General features: G+C 68.0%; 20 protein-coding genes and 1 pseudogene. 19 read left to right on the top strand and 2 right to left on the bottom strand.

What is annotated here, in order from left to right:
• The first annotated feature begins 22 nt into the window (after positions 1-22).
• The 19 genes from E4A53_RS11755 (at position 23) to E4A53_RS11670 (ending at position 14,997) form a co-directional block, all read left to right on the top strand.
• Entirely contained in the window at positions 23-205 is a 183-nt protein-coding gene (locus E4A53_RS11755; RefSeq protein WP_136163310.1) for a CsbD family protein, read from the top strand.
• Positions 206-449: 244 nt separating this feature from the next.
• Entirely contained in the window at positions 450-1,157 is a 708-nt protein-coding gene (locus E4A53_RS11750) for a CoA transferase subunit A (protein WP_136163309.1), read from the top strand.
• 71 nt (positions 1,158-1,228) lie between these two features.
• On the top strand, positions 1,229-2,059 hold the full coding sequence (locus E4A53_RS11745; protein ID WP_136163366.1) for an HAD family acid phosphatase: 831 nt from the start codon (positions 1,229-1,231) through the stop codon (positions 2,057-2,059).
• A complete protein-coding gene (locus E4A53_RS11740; protein WP_136163308.1) occupies positions 2,059-2,694 on the top strand; it encodes a CoA transferase subunit B in 636 nt (211 codons plus the stop codon). The genes E4A53_RS11745 and E4A53_RS11740 overlap by 1 nt, the downstream gene beginning before the upstream one ends.
• Before the next feature lie 131 nt (positions 2,695-2,825).
• Positions 2,826-4,106, top strand: a complete 1,281-nt coding sequence (locus E4A53_RS11735) for a serine hydrolase domain-containing protein (protein WP_136163307.1) — start codon at positions 2,826-2,828, stop codon at positions 4,104-4,106.
• Positions 4,107-4,153: 47 nt separating this feature from the next.
• A complete protein-coding gene (leuC, locus tag E4A53_RS11730; RefSeq protein WP_136163306.1) occupies positions 4,154-5,590 on the top strand; it encodes a 3-isopropylmalate dehydratase large subunit in 1,437 nt (478 codons plus the stop codon).
• 120 nt (positions 5,591-5,710) lie between these two features.
• Complete coding sequence (leuD, locus tag E4A53_RS11725) at positions 5,711-6,289, top strand: 3-isopropylmalate dehydratase small subunit (RefSeq protein ID WP_136163305.1); 579 nt, start codon at positions 5,711-5,713, stop codon at positions 6,287-6,289.
• Positions 6,290-6,376: 87 nt separating this feature from the next.
• Positions 6,377-7,387 carry an NADPH:quinone oxidoreductase family protein gene (locus E4A53_RS11720; protein WP_206366312.1) on the top strand — a complete coding sequence of 337 codons (1,011 nt, stop codon included), beginning with the start codon at positions 6,377-6,379 and terminating at the stop codon, positions 7,385-7,387.
• Between the two features lie 62 nt (positions 7,388-7,449).
• Entirely contained in the window at positions 7,450-7,776 is a 327-nt protein-coding gene (locus tag E4A53_RS11715; protein ID WP_136163304.1) for a DUF1476 domain-containing protein, read from the top strand.
• 7 nt (positions 7,777-7,783) lie between these two features.
• On the top strand, positions 7,784-8,017 hold the full coding sequence (locus E4A53_RS11710; RefSeq protein ID WP_136163303.1) for a BolA family protein: 234 nt from the start codon (positions 7,784-7,786) through the stop codon (positions 8,015-8,017).
• A 73-nt stretch (positions 8,018-8,090) separates the two neighbouring features.
• Entirely contained in the window at positions 8,091-8,420 is a 330-nt protein-coding gene (gene grxD, locus E4A53_RS11705) for a Grx4 family monothiol glutaredoxin (protein ID WP_136163302.1), read from the top strand.
• 351 nt (positions 8,421-8,771) lie between these two features.
• Positions 8,772-9,140 (top strand): BlaI/MecI/CopY family transcriptional regulator, encoded by a 369-nt coding sequence (locus tag E4A53_RS11700; RefSeq protein WP_136163301.1) that lies wholly within the window; start codon positions 8,772-8,774, stop codon positions 9,138-9,140.
• Complete coding sequence (locus E4A53_RS11695) at positions 9,137-10,705, top strand: M56 family metallopeptidase (RefSeq protein ID WP_136163300.1); 1,569 nt, start codon at positions 9,137-9,139, stop codon at positions 10,703-10,705. Before E4A53_RS11700 ends, E4A53_RS11695 begins: the two co-directional genes overlap by 4 nt.
• Before the next feature lie 159 nt (positions 10,706-10,864).
• On the top strand, positions 10,865-11,695 hold the full coding sequence (locus E4A53_RS11690) for an MBL fold metallo-hydrolase (RefSeq protein ID WP_239018281.1): 831 nt from the start codon (positions 10,865-10,867) through the stop codon (positions 11,693-11,695).
• On the top strand, positions 11,695-12,384 hold the full coding sequence (locus E4A53_RS11685; protein WP_136163298.1) for a DUF4230 domain-containing protein: 690 nt from the start codon (positions 11,695-11,697) through the stop codon (positions 12,382-12,384). Before E4A53_RS11690 ends, E4A53_RS11685 begins: the two co-directional genes overlap by 1 nt.
• A gap of 25 nt (positions 12,385-12,409) precedes the next feature.
• Positions 12,410-13,420, top strand: a complete 1,011-nt coding sequence (nadA, locus tag E4A53_RS11680) for a quinolinate synthase NadA (protein WP_136163297.1) — start codon at positions 12,410-12,412, stop codon at positions 13,418-13,420.
• A gap of 41 nt (positions 13,421-13,461) precedes the next feature.
• The gene (gene nadC, locus E4A53_RS11675) at positions 13,462-14,304 is read left to right on the top strand and encodes a carboxylating nicotinate-nucleotide diphosphorylase (RefSeq protein ID WP_136163296.1); all 843 of its coding nucleotides are present in this window, start codon (positions 13,462-13,464) and stop codon (positions 14,302-14,304) included.
• Positions 14,297-14,632, top strand: coding sequence for a hypothetical protein (locus E4A53_RS15065; RefSeq protein ID WP_338054997.1), 336 nt, complete (start codon positions 14,297-14,299; stop codon positions 14,630-14,632). The genes nadC and E4A53_RS15065 overlap by 8 nt, the downstream gene beginning before the upstream one ends.
• A complete protein-coding gene (locus E4A53_RS11670) occupies positions 14,521-14,997 on the top strand; it encodes a ribonuclease T2 family protein (protein ID WP_338054996.1) in 477 nt (158 codons plus the stop codon). The genes E4A53_RS15065 and E4A53_RS11670 overlap by 112 nt, the downstream gene beginning before the upstream one ends.
• A 34-nt stretch (positions 14,998-15,031) precedes the next feature.
• Here the strand turns inward: E4A53_RS11670 and E4A53_RS11665 are convergent, their stop codons facing one another.
• A complete protein-coding gene (locus tag E4A53_RS11665) occupies positions 15,032-15,412 on the bottom strand; it encodes a DUF4112 domain-containing protein (RefSeq protein ID WP_136163364.1) in 381 nt (126 codons plus the stop codon).
• Positions 15,413-15,648: 236 nt separating this feature from the next.
• A pseudogene (locus E4A53_RS14675) lies at positions 15,649-15,873 on the bottom strand (ABC transporter substrate-binding protein); the annotation flags it as partial.

Here is a 15,873-nt window from a genome sequence, read left to right as displayed (position 1 = left end):
CCCGTATCGAGGAGTATGCGTAATGGGCGAGATGATCGACAAGGCCAAGGGCACGGCGAACGAAGCCATCGGCAAGGCCAAGCAGACGATCGGCAAGCATACCGACAACGACAAGCTGGCGGCCGAGGGCGCGGGCCAGCAAGTGCGCGGCAAGGCCCAGAAGGCGGCCGGCGCCATCAAGGGCGCGCTTGGCGACAAGATATAAGAAAATTTGCCGGACAAGCGACGGGCCGCGCGGTGCAATGCCGGGCGGCCTGTTCGATTCCGGGGGCTTTCCGGTCATTGCGCGGCACGGCACCCGATAGCCGGGACGCGAGGCGCCTCGGCGTCGTCGCGCCATGAAATCGCAATGGGCTTTCCGTATGTTGGCGCGGTTCCCCGCCGGATTTGACCGGCGGCATCGGCGCGCTTAATTGCCGTGTCGACAGCGGCAGCCGGAGGATATTTTCGTGAAGAAGCTCTATTCCGACGCGGCGGCGGCACTGGACGGCGTGCTGTTCGACGGCATGACGATCTGCGCCGGCGGTTTCGGCCTGTGCGGCGTGCCGGTCAGGCTGATCGAGGCGATCGAGGCGGCCGGGACCAAGCGGCTGACCTGCGTATCCAACAATGCCGGCATCGACGGGCAGGGGCTGGGCAAGCTGCTGCGCAGCCGCCAGATCGCCAAGATGGTCGCCTCCTATGTCGGCGAGAACAAGGAATTCGAGCGGCAATATCTGGCGGGCGAGCTTGAGGTCGAATTCTGCCCGCAGGGCACGCTGGCGGAACGCTGCCGCGCCGGCGGCGCCGGCATCCCCGGCTTCTACACCAAGACGGGCGTGGGCACGCTCGCCGCCGAGGGCAAGGAGCTGAAGGAGTTCGACGGCGTGACCTACGTGCTGGAACGCGGCATCCGCGCCGACCTGGCGATCGTCAAGGGCTGGAAGGCGGATGAGGCGGGCAATCTGGTGTTCCGCAAGACGGCGCGCAATTTCAACCAGCCGATGGCGACGGCGGGCAAGATCTGCGTCGCCGAAGTGGAGGAGATCGTACCGGTCGGCTCGCTCGACCCGGACCACGTCCACCTGCCCGGCATCTTCGTCAACCGGCTGATCCTGGGCGCGCCCTACGACAAGCCGATCGAGTTCCGCACCGTCCGTCAGCGCGAGGCGGCGTGATCCGGCCGGTGCCCGAACGGCCGCTGGCTGCCGCGGCGCTTGGCCTGCTGCTGTCGGCCTGCTCGACGGTGATGGGTGGAGCGCCGGAAGCGGCGCCGCAGGCCCCGACGGCACCGCCGGCGACGATGCAGTATCTTTATGGATCCGGCGAGGCGGCGGCGCTGGGCGTCCAGGCCTGGCAGGCGTTGGTCGACCATGTCGTCGTCAATCGCGGCGGAAACCCGGAGGACAGCGTCGTGCTGGCCGCCGGCACGACGCTGACGGCGCCGGGATTCGTCCGCTGCGGCGACCGGCCGCCGGCGGTGGTCGTCGATATCGACGAGACGGTGCTGCTCAACCTTGGTTATGAATATGCCGAGGCGGTCAGCGGCGCACCGTTCGACCCGGAGCGCTGGACCCGCTGGGAGCAGAGCGGGGCCGACAAGGTCGTCGCGGCGCCGGGCGCGGCGGCGGCGGTCGACGCGCTGCGCAAGGCGGGCGTTACCGTCGTGTTCAATTCCAACCGCGCCGCCGCCAATGCCGCCTGGACGGCCTATGCGCTGCGTGCCGCCGGGCTGGGCAATGCGGTCCACGGCCAGACGCTGTTCCTGGCCGGCGACGATGCGGGCGGATCGGCCAAGGACGGGCGGCGCGCGACCATCGCCGCCAAATATTGCGTGATCGCGATGGCCGGCGACCAGCTCGGCGATTTCAGTGACCTGTTCGCGGCGATCCCGTCGGTTGCCGAACGGCGGGCCGCGGCGGCGAGCGGGCCGATCGCGGCGCTGTGGGGGCGCGGCTGGTTCCTGCTGCCGAACCCGGTCTACGGAAGCGCGCTGAAGGGCGGCTTCGACGATGTCTTTCCGTCGGACAAGCGCTGGTCCGACCCCGCTACCGTACCTGCCACCGAAGGAGCACGATAATGGCCTGGACCCGTGACGAAATGGCCGCCCGCGCCGCGCGCGAGCTGAAGGACGGCTATTACGTGAACCTGGGCATCGGTATCCCGACGCTGGTCGCGAACCACGTGCCGGACGGCGTCGAGGTGACGTTGCAGTCCGAGAACGGCATGCTGGGCATCGGCCCATTCCCCTACGAGGACGAGGTCGACCCCGACCTGATCAACGCCGGCAAGCAGACGGTCAGCGAACTGCCGTCGACAAGCTTCTTCAACTCGGCCGACAGTTTCGCGATGATCCGCGGCGGGCATATCGACCTTGCGGTGCTCGGCGCGATGGAGGTGTCGGAAAAGGGCGACATCGCCAACTGGATGATCCCGGGCAAGATGGTGAAGGGGATGGGCGGCGCGATGGACCTGGTCGCCGGGGTCAAGAAGATCATCGTCGTCATGGAGCATAACGCCAAGAGCGGCTGGCCGAAATTCATCCCCGAATGTACCCTGCCGCTGACTGGCGCCAATGTCGTCGACATGATTGTCACCGACATCGCGGTGTTCCAGCGCCCGGACCATGACAGCCCGTTCAAACTGATCGAGACGGCGCCCGGCGTCGCCGCCGAAGACGTGGCGGCGCGAACGACCGCGCATTATCTGCGCTGAGTGCCGGCGTCATGGCGTTGGTCGCGCGCCGGACTCACATTGCCGTAAGTTTTCACACTTTATCTTGAAATTGGTGCAATTATCTGATTCCTGAGCTTTCGAGGCGTATAAGGGTCGCGAAGAGCGTGGGGATGTGGAAGGACTATATGCGCGGTGCGCGCCCCCTGCTGGTGGTGGCAGGGGCGTTGGGCACCGTGGCCGCGCTGGTCGCGACCGGCGGGCGGTCCAGCGCCTCCGCGCAGGTCGAACCGCAGCCGCCGCATCTGTCGATCGCCCGCGAGGCGATCGCCGCCGACCCGGCGCTGTTGCGAGCGCCCAGCCGCATCGATTACGCCTTGCTCGACGAGCGGCTTCGCCAGTTGGTCGAGCGGCCGGACATGGTCGGCATGGCGGTGGCGATTATCGAGAACGGCGAGATCAGCTTCGTCAAGGGCTATGGCCTGACCGAGGCGAAGGGCGCCGAGCCGGTCGGCGTCCGCACGGTTTTCCGCTGGGCGTCGCTGTCGAAGGGGGTGGCGGGCACGCTGGTTGCTGAGCTGGCGGCGGAAGGCAAGTTGTCGCTCGACGACCCGATCTCCCGCTATTCCAAGACGCTGCGCCTGCCGCGCGGCGGCGAACAGATCGCCACCGTCGCCGATGTGCTGTCGCACCGCGTCGGCCTTAGCCACAATGCGTTCGACGACCGGCTGGAAGGCGGGCAAGACCCGCGCGTGATCCGGACGTCGCTCGGCGGCCTGTCGGCGCTGTGCCAGCCCGGCACCTGCCACAGCTACCAGAATGTCGCGTTCGATTCCGTCAGCGAAGTGGTGGAGGCGGTGACCGGCCGCCCCTATGCCGAGGAAGTGCGCGACCGGCTGTTTCGCCCGCTCGGCATGCAGGATGCGAGCCTGACCCGCATCGGCCTGATGTCGTCCAGGAGCTGGGCGCGGCCGCATGTCGGGCAGACGACGGTGTCGGTCGAGGACCCGTATTACCGGGTGCCGGCGGCGGGCGGGGTCAACAGCTCGATCATGGACCTGGCGTTGTGGATGCGCGCCCAGATCGGCCTGACGCCGCGGGTCGTGTCGCCGGCAGTGCTGGATGCGGCGCATATGGCGCGCGTCGACACCGGACGGCGCAACACCGCTTTTGCCCGCGCGATGGGGCCATCGCGCTACGCGCTCGGCTGGCGCGACTATGATTTCGAAGGGCATCGGCTGATCGGCCATCAGGGTGCGGTGCGCGGCTATCGTTCGACCATATTGTTCGATCCGCGTACCCGTGCCGGCGTGGCGGTGCTGTGGAATTCGCAGAGCGGGGCGCCCAGCCGTATCCAGTTGGAGGTGCTCGACATGCTTTACGGACTGGGCGACCGCGACTGGTTGCGCCTTGACGGCGGTGTCGGCGGCCACGCGACAATCACCGCGCGGTGACCCCCCGACTTCCCTCGCCGGCGTTAACCGGTTAAGGCGCCGCCGTCATGACCAGCAAGCCCCGCACCCTTTACGAGAAAATCTGGGACGCCCATGTCGTCGAGACGCGCGACGATGGCACCAGCCTGATCTACATCGACCGTCACCTCGTCCACGAGGTGACCAGCCCGCAGGCGTTCGAGGGGCTTCGAGTCGCCGGGCGCACAGTGCGCCGGCCGGACCTGACGCTTGCCGTGCCCGACCACAATCTGCCGACGACGGCGCGGGTCGACGCCGCCGGCCGCCGGTTGCCGATCGCCGATCGCGAAAGCGCCGACCAGCTCGCCGCGCTGGAACACAACACCCGCGCGTTCGGTATCCGCTATTTCGATGCCGTCGCGCCGGAACAGGGCATCGTCCATGTTGTCGGACCGGAACAGGGCTTCACACTGCCGGGTACGACGCTGGTGTGCGGCGACAGCCATACTGCCGCGCACGGCGCGCTGGGTGCGCTCGCCTTCGGCATCGGCACCAGCGAGGTCGAGCATGTCCTCGCCACCCAGACGCTACTGCTCAAGCGGTCGAAGGCGATGGAGGTGCGGATCGACGGCACGCTGGGTTTCGGTGTGACGGCGAAGGACCTGATCCTGGAAGTGATCGGGCGGATTGGCGCGGCGGGCGGCACCGGCTATGTCATCGAATATACCGGCTCGACAATCCGCGCGATGTCGATCGAGGGGCGGCTGACCGTCGCCAACATGTCGATCGAGGGCGGCGCCCGCGCCGGGCTGATCGCGCCGGACGACAAGACCTACGCTTATCTGGAAGGCCGCCCGATGGCGCCGAAGGGTGAGGCCTGGACCAAGGCAATGGCCTGGTGGCGGACGCTGCCGTCCGACCCCGGCGCCGTCTATGACCGCACCGTTCTGGTCGATGCGGCAGAGATCGCACCCAACGTCACCTGGGGCACCAGCCCGGAGGATGTGGTGTCGATCGCCGGCACCGTGCCCGATCCGGACAGCTTCTCCGATCCGTCGAAGCGAGAAGCGGCGCGCCGTGCGCTGGCCTATATGGGGCTGGTGCCGGGCCAGCGCATGCAGGACGTGGCGATCGAGAATATCTTCATCGGGAGCTGCACCAATAGCCGGATAGAGGACCTTCGCGACGCCGCCGGAGTGGTGAAGGGGCGCCGCGTCGCCAGCGGCGTTCGTCAGGCGCTGGTCGTGCCCGGTTCAGGGCTGGTCAAGCGGCAGGCGGAGGAAGAAGGGCTGGACCGCATCTTCATCGAGGCGGGGTTCGAATGGCGCGAGGCCGGCTGTTCGATGTGCCTGGCGATGAACCCGGACAAGGTGCCGGCGGGCGAGCGTTGCGCGTCGACGTCCAACCGCAATTTCGTCGGCCGGCAGGGGCCGGGCGCGCGCACCCACCTGCTGTCGCCGGTGATGGCGGCGGCGGCGGCGGTGACCGGGCGGCTGACCGACGTGCGCGAATTGATGAGGGGGTAGGGCGATGAAACGGGCGCTATTTCTGCTGATTGCCGGGGCCGCGCTCAGCGGCCTTGCCGCCTATGCTGCCTCCGCCAAGGTCGAGCGGCCGGTGTCCGGCTATGCCGGCGGAGCGTGGCGATGAAGCCGGTCAGCCACATTTCCGGCCGCGCTTATCCGTTCGGCGCCAAGAATGTCGACACCGACATCATCATCCCGGCGCACTGGCTGAAGACGATCAGCCGCAATGGCATGGGCAAGGGCGCGTTCGAAACCGTTCGCGCCGAGCCGGGCAACGTGTTCGACGACCCCGAATATGCCGGTGCGCCGATCTTGATCGCCGGCGACAATTTCGGTTGCGGGTCGAGCCGTGAGCATGCTGCCTGGGCGCTGGCCGACATGGGCGTGCAGGCGGTGATCGCACCCAGCTATTCCGACATTTTTTCCAGCAATGCCTTCAAGAACGGCATATTGGCGGTCGTCCTGCCGCAGGAGGCGGTCGACCGGCTGATCGAGGTGGCGAAGACCGACCCGATCGACATTGACCTGGAGAGCCAGACGGTGACGACGCCGTTCCAGGACCGTTTCACCTTCGAGATCGATCCGTTCCGCAAATCCTGCCTGCTCGGCGGGCTCGACGAAATCGGCCTGACGTTGAAGATGGACGGGGCGATCGGTGCTTATGAGGCGCGCCGGGCAGAGGCATTCTCCTGGATGTAGCCCCGTCGCGGCGGCGCAGCCGTAGCGGATTTTGAACGCGGTTCCCGGCTTGCTACCCCCGGTCTTGACGATTCGAGGGAGAGACGGATGAAGGCGCTGTTGTCGCTTGCCCCCGGGGGGCCGGAAACGCTGGTGCTCAGCGACGTCGCGGAGCCGGTTGCCGGTGTCGGCGAACTGCTGGTCCGGGTGGTCGCCTGCGCGATCAATTTTCCCGACGTGTTGATCATTGAGGATAAATACCAGCTCAAGCCGGAACGACCATTCGCGCCGGGCGGCGAGGTATCCGGCATCGTCGAGGCTGTCGGCGAGGGCGTCAGCGGCTGGCGGGCCGGCGACCGGCTGATCGCGATGACCACCGCCGGCGGGCTGGCGGAGAAGGTGGCGGTGCCGGCGGCACGCTGCTTCCGGGTACCGGACAAGCTGTCGATGGTGTCGGCTTCCGCGCTGTTGCTGACCTATGCCACCGCCATTCACGCGTTGCTCGATCGCGGCCGGTTGAACGCCGGGCAGTCGCTGCTCGTGCTTGGCGCGGCCGGCGGTGTCGGCTTGGCGACGGTGGAGCTTGGCAAGGCATTCGGCGCGCGCGTGGTCGGTGCGGTTTCCGACGCCGATAAGGCTGCGGCGGCGCGGGATGCCGGGGCGGACGACGTGCTGATCTATGGCCGGGCGCCGTTCGACAAGGCGCAGTCAAAGGCGTTGGCCGATGCTTTCAAGGACAAGGCCGGGCGCGACGGGTTCGATGTCATCCTCGATCCGGTCGGCGGCGACTATGCCGAACCGGCGCTGCGGGCGATCGGTTGGGAAGGGCGCTATCTGGTCGTCGGCTTCCCCGCCGGCATACCGCGCCTGCCGCTCAACCTGACGTTGCTCAAGAGTTGCGACGTCTGTGGTGTGTTCTGGGGGGCGTTCGCCGCGCGCGATCCGCACGGCAATGCCGCCCATGTCGAGACATTGTTCGCGTTGTGGGACGAGGGGCGTATCCATCCGCGCGTCACTGCCACCTACCCGCTGGAGCGGGCCGGCGAGGCGATTGCCCGACTTGGCGCGCGCGGGGCGATCGGCAAGCTGGTGGTGGTCGTCGACCCGGCGAACGGCTAAGCGTTGTTTTGGACGCTGGCGCTCCCTATTTCGGGGGCGAACGGTTGATACGGGGAGTGGTGATGAGTGGATTTGACGAACGCCAGCGCGCCTTCGAAGCGAAGTTCGCGCGCGACGAGGATGTCGCTTTCCGGATTACGGCGCGCCGCAACCGGCTTGTCGGCCACTGGGCGGCGGAAAAGATGAATCTGACACCCGAAGAGGCAGATGCCTACGCCAAGGCGGTGGTGCAGGCCGATTTCGAGGAAGCGGGCGACGAGGACGTGATTCGCAAGCTTCTCGGCGACCTGACGTCGGCTGGGGTCGAGGTCAGCGAGACTGAGGTCCGCCAGGCGATCGAGGCCAAGGCCGTCGAGGCGCGGCGCCAGTTCATCGAAGAGCAGAACTGACCACGGCATGGCGATGACAGCGGATGAGATCGCGGCGATGATCCGTGCCGGGATACCCGGCGCGGAGGTCGAGATCACCGACCTGGCCGGCGACGGCAATCATTATGCGGCACGGGTGGTCAGCGAGACGTTTCGCGGGGTGTCGCGGGTGCGCCAGCATCAAGCCGTCTATGCCGCGCTGGGCGGGCATATGGGCGATACGCTGCATGCGTTGCAGTTGACTACCGCCGTGCCGGACTGACCGCCCCCTTGAATTCGCGCCCCGACATGGCGATGTGTCGAATGCACAGGGGGATTTTGCGATGGATGATGCGATGACGGACGATGGAATGGCGCGGATCAGCAGCCTGCTGGCCGACAATGACGTGCTGCTGTTCATGAAGGGCACGCCGCTGTTTCCCCAATGCGGCTTTTCCAGCCGCGCTGTCGCGATCCTGGAGCGGGTCGGCGTGCCGTACGAAAGCGTCGACGTCCTGCAGGACCAGGGCATCCGCCAGGGCATCAAGACCTATTCCGACTGGCCGACGATCCCCCAGCTCTACGTGAAGGGCGAGTTCGTCGGTGGATCCGACATCATGCTCGAAATGTACGAGAGCGGCGAACTGGCGCAGCTGATGGTTGACAAGGGCGTCGCCGCTGGTTGAGTCGGCTCGCAGAGCGATTATCGGGCGCGCGACGCGGGGCGTGCGCGCCTTTTCTTTGCGGATATCGTAGAAAGGGGCCGAGCCTGAAAGCGGGTGAGGGTGGGCCAGCGCGAGATCGGGTAAGCAGCTGGCCCACCGCTCAGTTACGCGGCTTTGGAACCGCCTTATCCTATGCAGCCGCCGTGCCAGTCGCATGGAGCCACGGGTTTTCGCCAGGTAGAATGGTAAACGCGCTTTGCCGGGGTGGACCGGGTGTAAGCGTGTCCGACACCGCCGCCACTTGACCGTTCATGGTCGGTTCAGTTAAACGACTACATCTGTAATCGTTACATCTACACATGTGGTCGTGCGATGCCCGAACGGATCAGTGATGCCGAATATGCGGTGATGGAGGCGCTGTGGGAGAGCAGCCCGCTCACCGCCAGCGAAGTCGCCGAACGCGCCGGGGCGGCGCGCGGCTGGAACATGTCGACGGTCAAGACGCTGCTGTCGCGGTTGCTGAGCAAGGGCGCCGTTGACCACGAGCAGGACGGCCGGCGCTACCTCTACCGCCCGGTCATCGCCCGCGCCGACTATGTCGCCAGTGAATCGCGCCGGCTGGTCGATCGGCTGTTCGGCGGGCGGGTGACGCCGCTGGTCGCCCATCTTGCCGAGGATGACGGGCTGTCGGCGGCGGATATCGCCGAGATCGAGGCATTGCTGCGGGAGTTGAAGCGATGACCGGCTGGATCGTCGAGACGCTGATCGCGACCAGTATCCTGATGCTGGTGGTGCTTATGCTCCGTGGTCCGGTCGCCCGGCGGTTCGGCCCGCGCGTCGCTTATGCGTTGTGGCTGCTGCCGGCGCTCAGGACGATCCTGCCGCCCTTGCCCGTGACGGTGGCGCCGCACCCTCTGGCCGCGCTGCCGCCGCTGCTCGACATCGAGATCGTCCGCGAGGCGACGCAAGTGGCGCAGGCGGCCCCGGCGGTCGACTGGGCGGCGCTGCTGCTCGCCCTGTGGCTGGGCGGGGCGGTGGTGCATTTCCTCTGGCATCTGGGCGCCTACGGCCTGTTCGTGCACAGGGTGATCGGCCGTTCGACGCCGCTGCCGATGCTTGACCGCGACGGCATAGAGGTATGCGCCAGCCGCGCGATCCGCGGGCCGTTCGCCACCGGCATCTTCGTCAAGACGATCGTGCTGCCGCATGACTATCGCCGGCGATACGATGCCGACGAACTGCGGCTGGCGATGGCGCACGAGGCGCAGCATCATCGCCGTTGCGATATGTCGGCCAATCTCGCGGCACTGATCGTGCTGTCCGCCCACTGGTTCAATCCGATCGCGCACCGCGCCCATCGCGCGTTCCGCATCGACCAGGAACTGGCCTGCGACGCCGTCGTGCTCGCCGCCGCCACACCGTTCGAACGCCACGCCTATGGTTTGGCGCTGCTGAAATCGACCTGCGACCGCCTGCCTGTGGCAGCGTGCGCACTTGGGGCCGGGGATGACCTCAAGAGGAGATTGAAGATGATGGGCCATAACAAGCCGAGTCGCCGCGCGGCGCGCTGCGGCACGGCACTGGCAGTGGTGCTGACCGGTGGCGGGTTGCTGCTGACCGCGTCGGGCGGGATTGCCGCGGAGGCGGGTGGCGCCGTGGGCGAGGATGTGAGGCTGGCGGTTGCGCAGACGGCAGGTTGGGCTCCGGTCGCGGTGCCGGCGGAGCAGGCTGCCGACATTGCGGAGGTGCTGCCGCCACCGGCTCCCCCGGCGCCGCTCCCGCCGCCTCCGGCGCCCGATGCTGTGGATGCCGTGCCGCCAGTGCCGCCGGCCCCACCCGCGCCCCCGGTACCGCCCCGTGAGGCGTTGGGCGACATTGGGGATATCGGGCGCGAAGTGAGCGTGGCGATGCGCGATGTCGAACGTGACGTACGCGTCGCGGTGGCGGACGCCCGGCGCGCGGTTGTGGATGCGCGCCGCGACGCGCTGGCCGCACAGCGCGAGGCGGCCGCTGCAAGCCGGCAGGCCCGCACGCGAGTGCGCGTGGTGATGCATGATTGCAGAAGCGAAGGGCGCGTTCCGACCACAAGCGTTGCCTATGATCGCAACGGTGCCGAGCTGCACACCGTTTCGGTGTGTGAGAACGGCGGTGTCGATCAAGCCGAGATCCGCCAGACGGTCATTTCCGCGCTGGAAGGCGCGCGCCGTAGCGTCGCGTCGATGGACATTCCGGCCGCTGGGGAAGCGGGGCGCGCCCAGGCGCTCGCCAACATCGACCGCAAGATCGCGGAACTGCGCGCGCGCTGATCGACCGGATCCCGGCGGAAGCCCGGCCCCAGTCCCCGGGCGGCCTCACCAAGGCGGCTTCCGCCGGGCACGATGCCCGATCGCCGGCAAAGGATGCTTGCTTCCTGGTGGCAAATCGCCACATCGGACGGCATGGATGATCTGCCGACCGGACGCGTGATGCGACTTGAACCATTGGTTCGCCGGCTGCTTGCGCCCAACCCCTCGCCGTTTACCTACACCGGCACCCAGACTTACATCGTCGGCAATGGCGAGGTGGCGGTGATCGATCCCGGCCCCGACGCCGCCGATCACGTCGCGGCGCTGCTGCGCGCGGTTGCCGGGGAACGGGTCGCGGCGATCGTCTGCACCCATACCCACCGCGACCACAGCCCGGCGGCGGCGGCGCTGAAGGCGGCGACCGGCGCGGCGATCATCGGTTGCGCGCCACTCGCCCTGGATGATGACGGGCCCCGTGCCGATGCGGCTTTCGACCGGAGCTACGCGCCCGATCGGGTACTGGCCGACGGCGGGACGGTGGCCGGGCCGGGCTGGACGCTGGAGGCGGTGGCGACGCCGGGCCATACGTCCAACCATCTGTGCTTCGCACTACCGGAGACCGGCGCGCTGTTCACCGGCGACCATGTCATGGGCTGGTCGACCACCGTCATATCGCCGCCAGACGGTGACATGGCCGCCTATATGGCCAGCCTCGACAAGCTGGGCCGACGCGACGATCGCATCTACTATCCCGCCCATGGCGACCCGGTCGAGCGGCCGCAGCGGCTGATTCGTGGGCTTGCCGGCCACCGCAGGCAGCGCGAGGGCCAGATATTGCGTCTGCTCGACGAGGCACCGCGCGCCATTCCGGCGCTGGTCGAGCGCATGTATGTCGGGCTGGATCCCCGCCTGGTCGGCGCTGCCGGGCGCTCGGTCCTCGCCCATCTCGTCGACCTGCGCCAGCGCGGTGTCGTCGTCGAGGCGGGAGGCCTTTGGGCGAAGGCGGCATGATGGGATCGCTTGGACGCCTTGTCGTCGGCGTGCTGCTGCTTGCCGTGCTCGTCGGCGCGGCATTCCTGCTGGCGGTTCGCTATGTTGAGCGCCGGGTCGCGCCGGAACCCGAGACGATCGTTTCCGGCAGCCTCCAGGGGTTGCGCGAGCAGAATCGGCTATCGGCCTTTGCCGCACGCTATGTCGCGGTCGTCACCTCCAAGCAGCAGCGTTTCGGCGTGCTCAGCGCCGAGCGGACGCTGATCATGCCCGGCACGGTGCGCTACGAGGTGGATCTGGCGCGGCTGACCCAGCGCGACGTGGCGTGGGATGCGGCAACGCGGACATTGAGCGTCACCCTGCCGCCGGTCGAACTGGTCGGGCCGCAGGTCGACGTCAATCAGGTCAAGGCGTATGACAGCGGCGGCCTGCTGCTCAGCCTGACCGATGCGCGGCAGATACTCGATGACGCCAATCGCAAGGGGGGGCAGGCCGAACTGCTGCGGCAGGCGCGCGACACGGTGCCGATGCGGCTGGCCCGCGACGCAACGCGCCGGGCGGTCGAGCGCAGTTTCGCGATGCCGCTGCGCGCGGCCGGGGTCGAGGCGACGGTGGTCGCCCGCTTTGCCGACGAGGATCGCCCGCCCAGCTATCTCGACCGCTCGCGCTCGATCAAGGAAGTGCTTGGGGATGCGGCCACCGCCCGCTAAACGCCCAAGGAGGAGTGAGGAATCGATGGACGTACGTGGTGGATTGGGCGGCAGCCTGAAGGGGCTGGATCTGAAGGCGGAGATCGAGCGGCTGCGCACCGAACGTAACGCGGTGATCCTGGCTCATTATTACCAGAAGCCCGAAATCCAGGACATCGCCGATTTCGTCGGCGACAGCCTCGACCTGTCGCGCAAGGCAGCCGACACCGACGCCGACGTCATCGCCTTTTGCGGCGTCCGCTTCATGGCGGAGACGGCGAAAATCCTGTCGCCGCAGAAAATCGTTGTGCTGCCCGACATGGAGGCTGGCTGCAGCCTGGAGGACAGCTGCCCGCCGGACCAGTTCCGCGCGTTCCGCGCCGCCCACCCGGATCATATCGCGCTGACCTACATCAATTGCTCGGCCGAGGTGAAGGCGCTGAGCGACATCATCGTCACCTCGTCTTCGGCGGAAAAGATCTTGAGCCAGATCCCGGCGGACCAGAAGATCATCTTCGGCCCCGACAAGCATCTCGGCGGCTATCTGGCGCGCAAGACCGGGCGTGACATGCTGCTGTGGCCCGGCGTCTGCATCGTCCACGAGGCGTTTTCGGAAACCGAGCTGCTGAAGCTGAAGGCGCAGCATCCCGACGCGCCGGTTGCCGCCCATCCGGAATGCCCGGCCTATATCCTCGACCATGCCGATTATGTCGGGTCGACCAGCGGCATCCTGAACTTTGCCAAGACGATGCCGGGCGACACGCTGATCGTTGCGACCGAGCCGCACATCATCCACCAGATGGAAAAGGCGGTGCCGGACAAGCATTTCATCGGCGCGCCCGGCGCCGACGGCAACTGCAACTGCAACATCTGCCCCTATATGGCACTGAACACGATGGAGAAACTCTACCTGGCGCTGCGCGACCTGGAGCCGCGCATCGAGATGGACGAGGCGCTGCGGGTCCAGGCGAAGAAGTCGCTTGACCGGATGCTGGCAATGGCGAGCGCGACCGTCGGCATGGGCGATCTGGGGCCGGTCCGGGTGACCGGCGACTGATAGCGCCGCGGCGCGACGGAACGGGGGAGCGGACGGACGCGATGATCGACATTGCCGGCTTCGACCTCGATGCCTTCGTCGCCCAGACGCTGGCCGAGGATCTGGGTGAGGGGGGCGACATCACGTCTACGGCCGTGATCCCCGCCGATGCGCGTTTCGACGGGGTGATGGACTGCCGCGAGGCGGTGACTGTCGCCGGCCTGCCGATCGCCGAGGCGTTCTTCCGCGCGCTCGACCCGGACGTGCGGATCGAGCGGCTGGTCGAGGACGGGGCGAGCGTTGCCGCCGGGACCGATGTGATGCGGCTGAACGGGCTGGCGCGCGGGCTGCTGACCGCCGAGCGATCGGCGTTGAACACCGTCCAGCACCTGACCGGCATCGCGACGCTGACCCGTCGCTATGTCGACGCGATCGCCGGTACCGGCGCGATCCTACTCGATACCCGCAAGACGATCCCCGGCCTGCGGCGGCTGGAGAAATATGCGACGCGGATGGGCGGGGCGACCAACCATCGCATGGGGCTGTGGGACGCGGCGATGATCAAGGATAACCACGTCGCCGTCGCCGGCGGGGTGGGCGAGGCGGTGCGCCGGGCGAAGGCGGCCGGCATCGCCCGGATCATCGTCGAGGTCGACCGCGTCGACCAGATCGAGCCGGCGCTGGCGGCGGGGGCGACGCATCTGCTGCTCGACAACATGGACCCGCCGACATTGCGCGGGGCGGTGACGTTGGTCGGCGGACGGGTGCCGACCGAGGCGTCGGGCGGGGTGCGGCTCGACACGATCCGGGCGATCGCGGAGAGCGGCGTCACCTATATCTCGGTCGGGCGGCTGACCCAGTCGGCACCGGCGGCGGACATCGGCCTCGACTTCGTCAGTGCTTAGGGCGGTGCTGGCCGGGGCGGTGCTGGCGCTGCCGGCGGCGCTGCCGGCGCAGGCGCTGCATTGCAAGATTCCACCTGGGTTATCACGTCCACATCAGGATGGGCCGACCGGCAACCAACCGCGGTGGGTGGTGCCGATCGGCGGATATACGCTGGCGCTGACCTGGGCGCCGCAGGACTGCGCGGCAAACGGACGCCAGGCGGACAGGCGTTTGCAGTGCGGCGGCGGCAACCGTTTCGGCTTCACCCTGCAGGGCTGTGGCCGGATGGCACCGGGGCGCAGTGGCCGCAATATTGCCGGGGGGCGGCGTTGCTGCCGCCGGCGGTGATCCGCCGCAGCCTGTGCGCGACGCCGTCGGTGCAACTGTTGCAGCACGAATGGGCGAAGCACGGCACCTGCATGGCGCGCGAGCCGGACGCCTATTTCGCCCGCGCGACCACGCTGTACCAGCGGATCCGTTATCCGGACATGGGGGCGCTGGCCGCCCGGCCGCTGACCGTTGGCCGCTTCGCCGCCGCCTTCGCCGCCGCCAATCCGGGGATGAGCGCGGCGATGCTGCGGGTGACGACCGACCGGCGCGGCTGGCTGGAGGAAGTGTGGCTGTGCCTGGACCGGCGGTTCCGCGCCACCCGCTGCCCGGCGCACCAGGCCGGCGCGACGCCGGCGGCGCGGTTGCGGATCAGGCCGAGCTGAGGGCGGGGCTGGGGGGCGGCCCGGCCGGTTCGGATCAGCGTTCGATGGTCGCGGTCGCCGGGTGATGGCGGTCGAGATGCTTGCGGATGATCCTGAGGTTGCGGGTGTTGGAGCGGAAGAAGAAGTCGGGGATCGCGCCGATGAACGGCACCGCGCCGAGCAGCGTGTCGATGCCGACGTTTCCGGCCATCCGCGTCATCTGCCATTTCGACATGCCGAGGTTGCGCGCTTCCCAGACGATCCACGCACCCATCGCGGTGCCGATGACGTCGCCGACCACCGGCACGATGTTGAGCAGCACGTCCAGGCCGACTGGGCGGTTGATGCCGGGAATGACGAACATGCGTTCGAGCAACTGCTCCATCGCCTCGATGCGGCGGCGGACGGAGGCCGGATCGCGTCCGATGTCGGGCATCGCATCGGCAATGCGGTCGAAGCGGGTGTTCGGCAACGGCGTCTCCTTTGCCGATGATATTGGGACGGGCGGCGGCGCTGTCCAGTGGCGGGCGCTGCAGGGCGGGGGATGGTTTCACGCCCTGTGAAACTGGAGACCATGCGGGCGGCGGTCTTGTGCAAGGTTTCGAGCCCCCACCCCAACCCCTCCCCTGAAGGGGAGGGGCTTTATATGTCTCGATCAAAGTCGGAAAAGCTCTAGCGGCTGCTGCCGATCAGGCGGTTGAGCGGGTGCCAGGCGCGGGGGTTTTCGCGGAATTCGGTGAGCCGGCGGGTGGCGAGCGCCCAGCGGACCGGGCGACCGAGCACGATGAAATGGGCGGCGGCGACCAGCGCCTGGTCGGCCTCCGCCAGCGCCTGCCCGCGCGCGGCGGCGGTATCGGCGGCGGTCGCCCGCGCCAGCGCGTCGGCGGTCGCCGGGTC

It is taken from the genome of Sphingomonas flavalba (assembly GCF_004796535.1).
GTDB classification, from domain to species: Bacteria; Pseudomonadota; Alphaproteobacteria; order Sphingomonadales; family Sphingomonadaceae; genus Sphingomonas_L; species Sphingomonas_L flavalba.
This window is presented reverse-complemented; position numbering and strand designations above follow the sequence as displayed.

What these genes read in the sequence shown, in the direction of transcription:
- E4A53_RS11755 (WP_136163310.1), top strand. Translation starts at nt 23, where the DNA reads ATGGGCGAGATGATCGACAAGGCCAAGGGCACGGCGAACGAAGCCATC.
- E4A53_RS11745 (WP_136163366.1), top strand. Translation starts at nt 1,229, where the DNA reads ATGGGTGGAGCGCCGGAAGCGGCGCCGCAGGCCCCGACGGCACCGCCG.
- E4A53_RS11740 (WP_136163308.1), top strand. Translation starts at nt 2,059, where the DNA reads ATGGCCTGGACCCGTGACGAAATGGCCGCCCGCGCCGCGCGCGAGCTG.
- E4A53_RS11735 (WP_136163307.1), top strand. Translation starts at nt 2,826, where the DNA reads ATGTGGAAGGACTATATGCGCGGTGCGCGCCCCCTGCTGGTGGTGGCA.
- leuC (WP_136163306.1), top strand. Translation starts at nt 4,154, where the DNA reads ATGACCAGCAAGCCCCGCACCCTTTACGAGAAAATCTGGGACGCCCAT.
- leuD (WP_136163305.1), top strand. Translation starts at nt 5,711, where the DNA reads ATGAAGCCGGTCAGCCACATTTCCGGCCGCGCTTATCCGTTCGGCGCC.
- E4A53_RS11720 (WP_206366312.1), top strand. Translation starts at nt 6,377, where the DNA reads ATGAAGGCGCTGTTGTCGCTTGCCCCCGGGGGGCCGGAAACGCTGGTG.
- E4A53_RS11715 (WP_136163304.1), top strand. Translation starts at nt 7,450, where the DNA reads ATGAGTGGATTTGACGAACGCCAGCGCGCCTTCGAAGCGAAGTTCGCG.
- E4A53_RS11710 (WP_136163303.1), top strand. Translation starts at nt 7,784, where the DNA reads ATGGCGATGACAGCGGATGAGATCGCGGCGATGATCCGTGCCGGGATA.
- grxD (WP_136163302.1), top strand. Translation starts at nt 8,091, where the DNA reads ATGACGGACGATGGAATGGCGCGGATCAGCAGCCTGCTGGCCGACAAT.
- E4A53_RS11700 (WP_136163301.1), top strand. Translation starts at nt 8,772, where the DNA reads ATGCCCGAACGGATCAGTGATGCCGAATATGCGGTGATGGAGGCGCTG.
- E4A53_RS11695 (WP_136163300.1), top strand. Translation starts at nt 9,137, where the DNA reads ATGACCGGCTGGATCGTCGAGACGCTGATCGCGACCAGTATCCTGATG.
- E4A53_RS11690 (WP_239018281.1), top strand. Translation starts at nt 10,865, where the DNA reads ATGCGACTTGAACCATTGGTTCGCCGGCTGCTTGCGCCCAACCCCTCG.
- E4A53_RS11685 (WP_136163298.1), top strand. Translation starts at nt 11,695, where the DNA reads ATGGGATCGCTTGGACGCCTTGTCGTCGGCGTGCTGCTGCTTGCCGTG.
- nadA (WP_136163297.1), top strand. Translation starts at nt 12,410, where the DNA reads ATGGACGTACGTGGTGGATTGGGCGGCAGCCTGAAGGGGCTGGATCTG.
- nadC (WP_136163296.1), top strand. Translation starts at nt 13,462, where the DNA reads ATGATCGACATTGCCGGCTTCGACCTCGATGCCTTCGTCGCCCAGACG.
- E4A53_RS11665 (WP_136163364.1), bottom strand. Translation starts at nt 15,412, where the DNA reads ATGCCCGACATCGGACGCGATCCGGCCTCCGTCCGCCGCCGCATCGAG.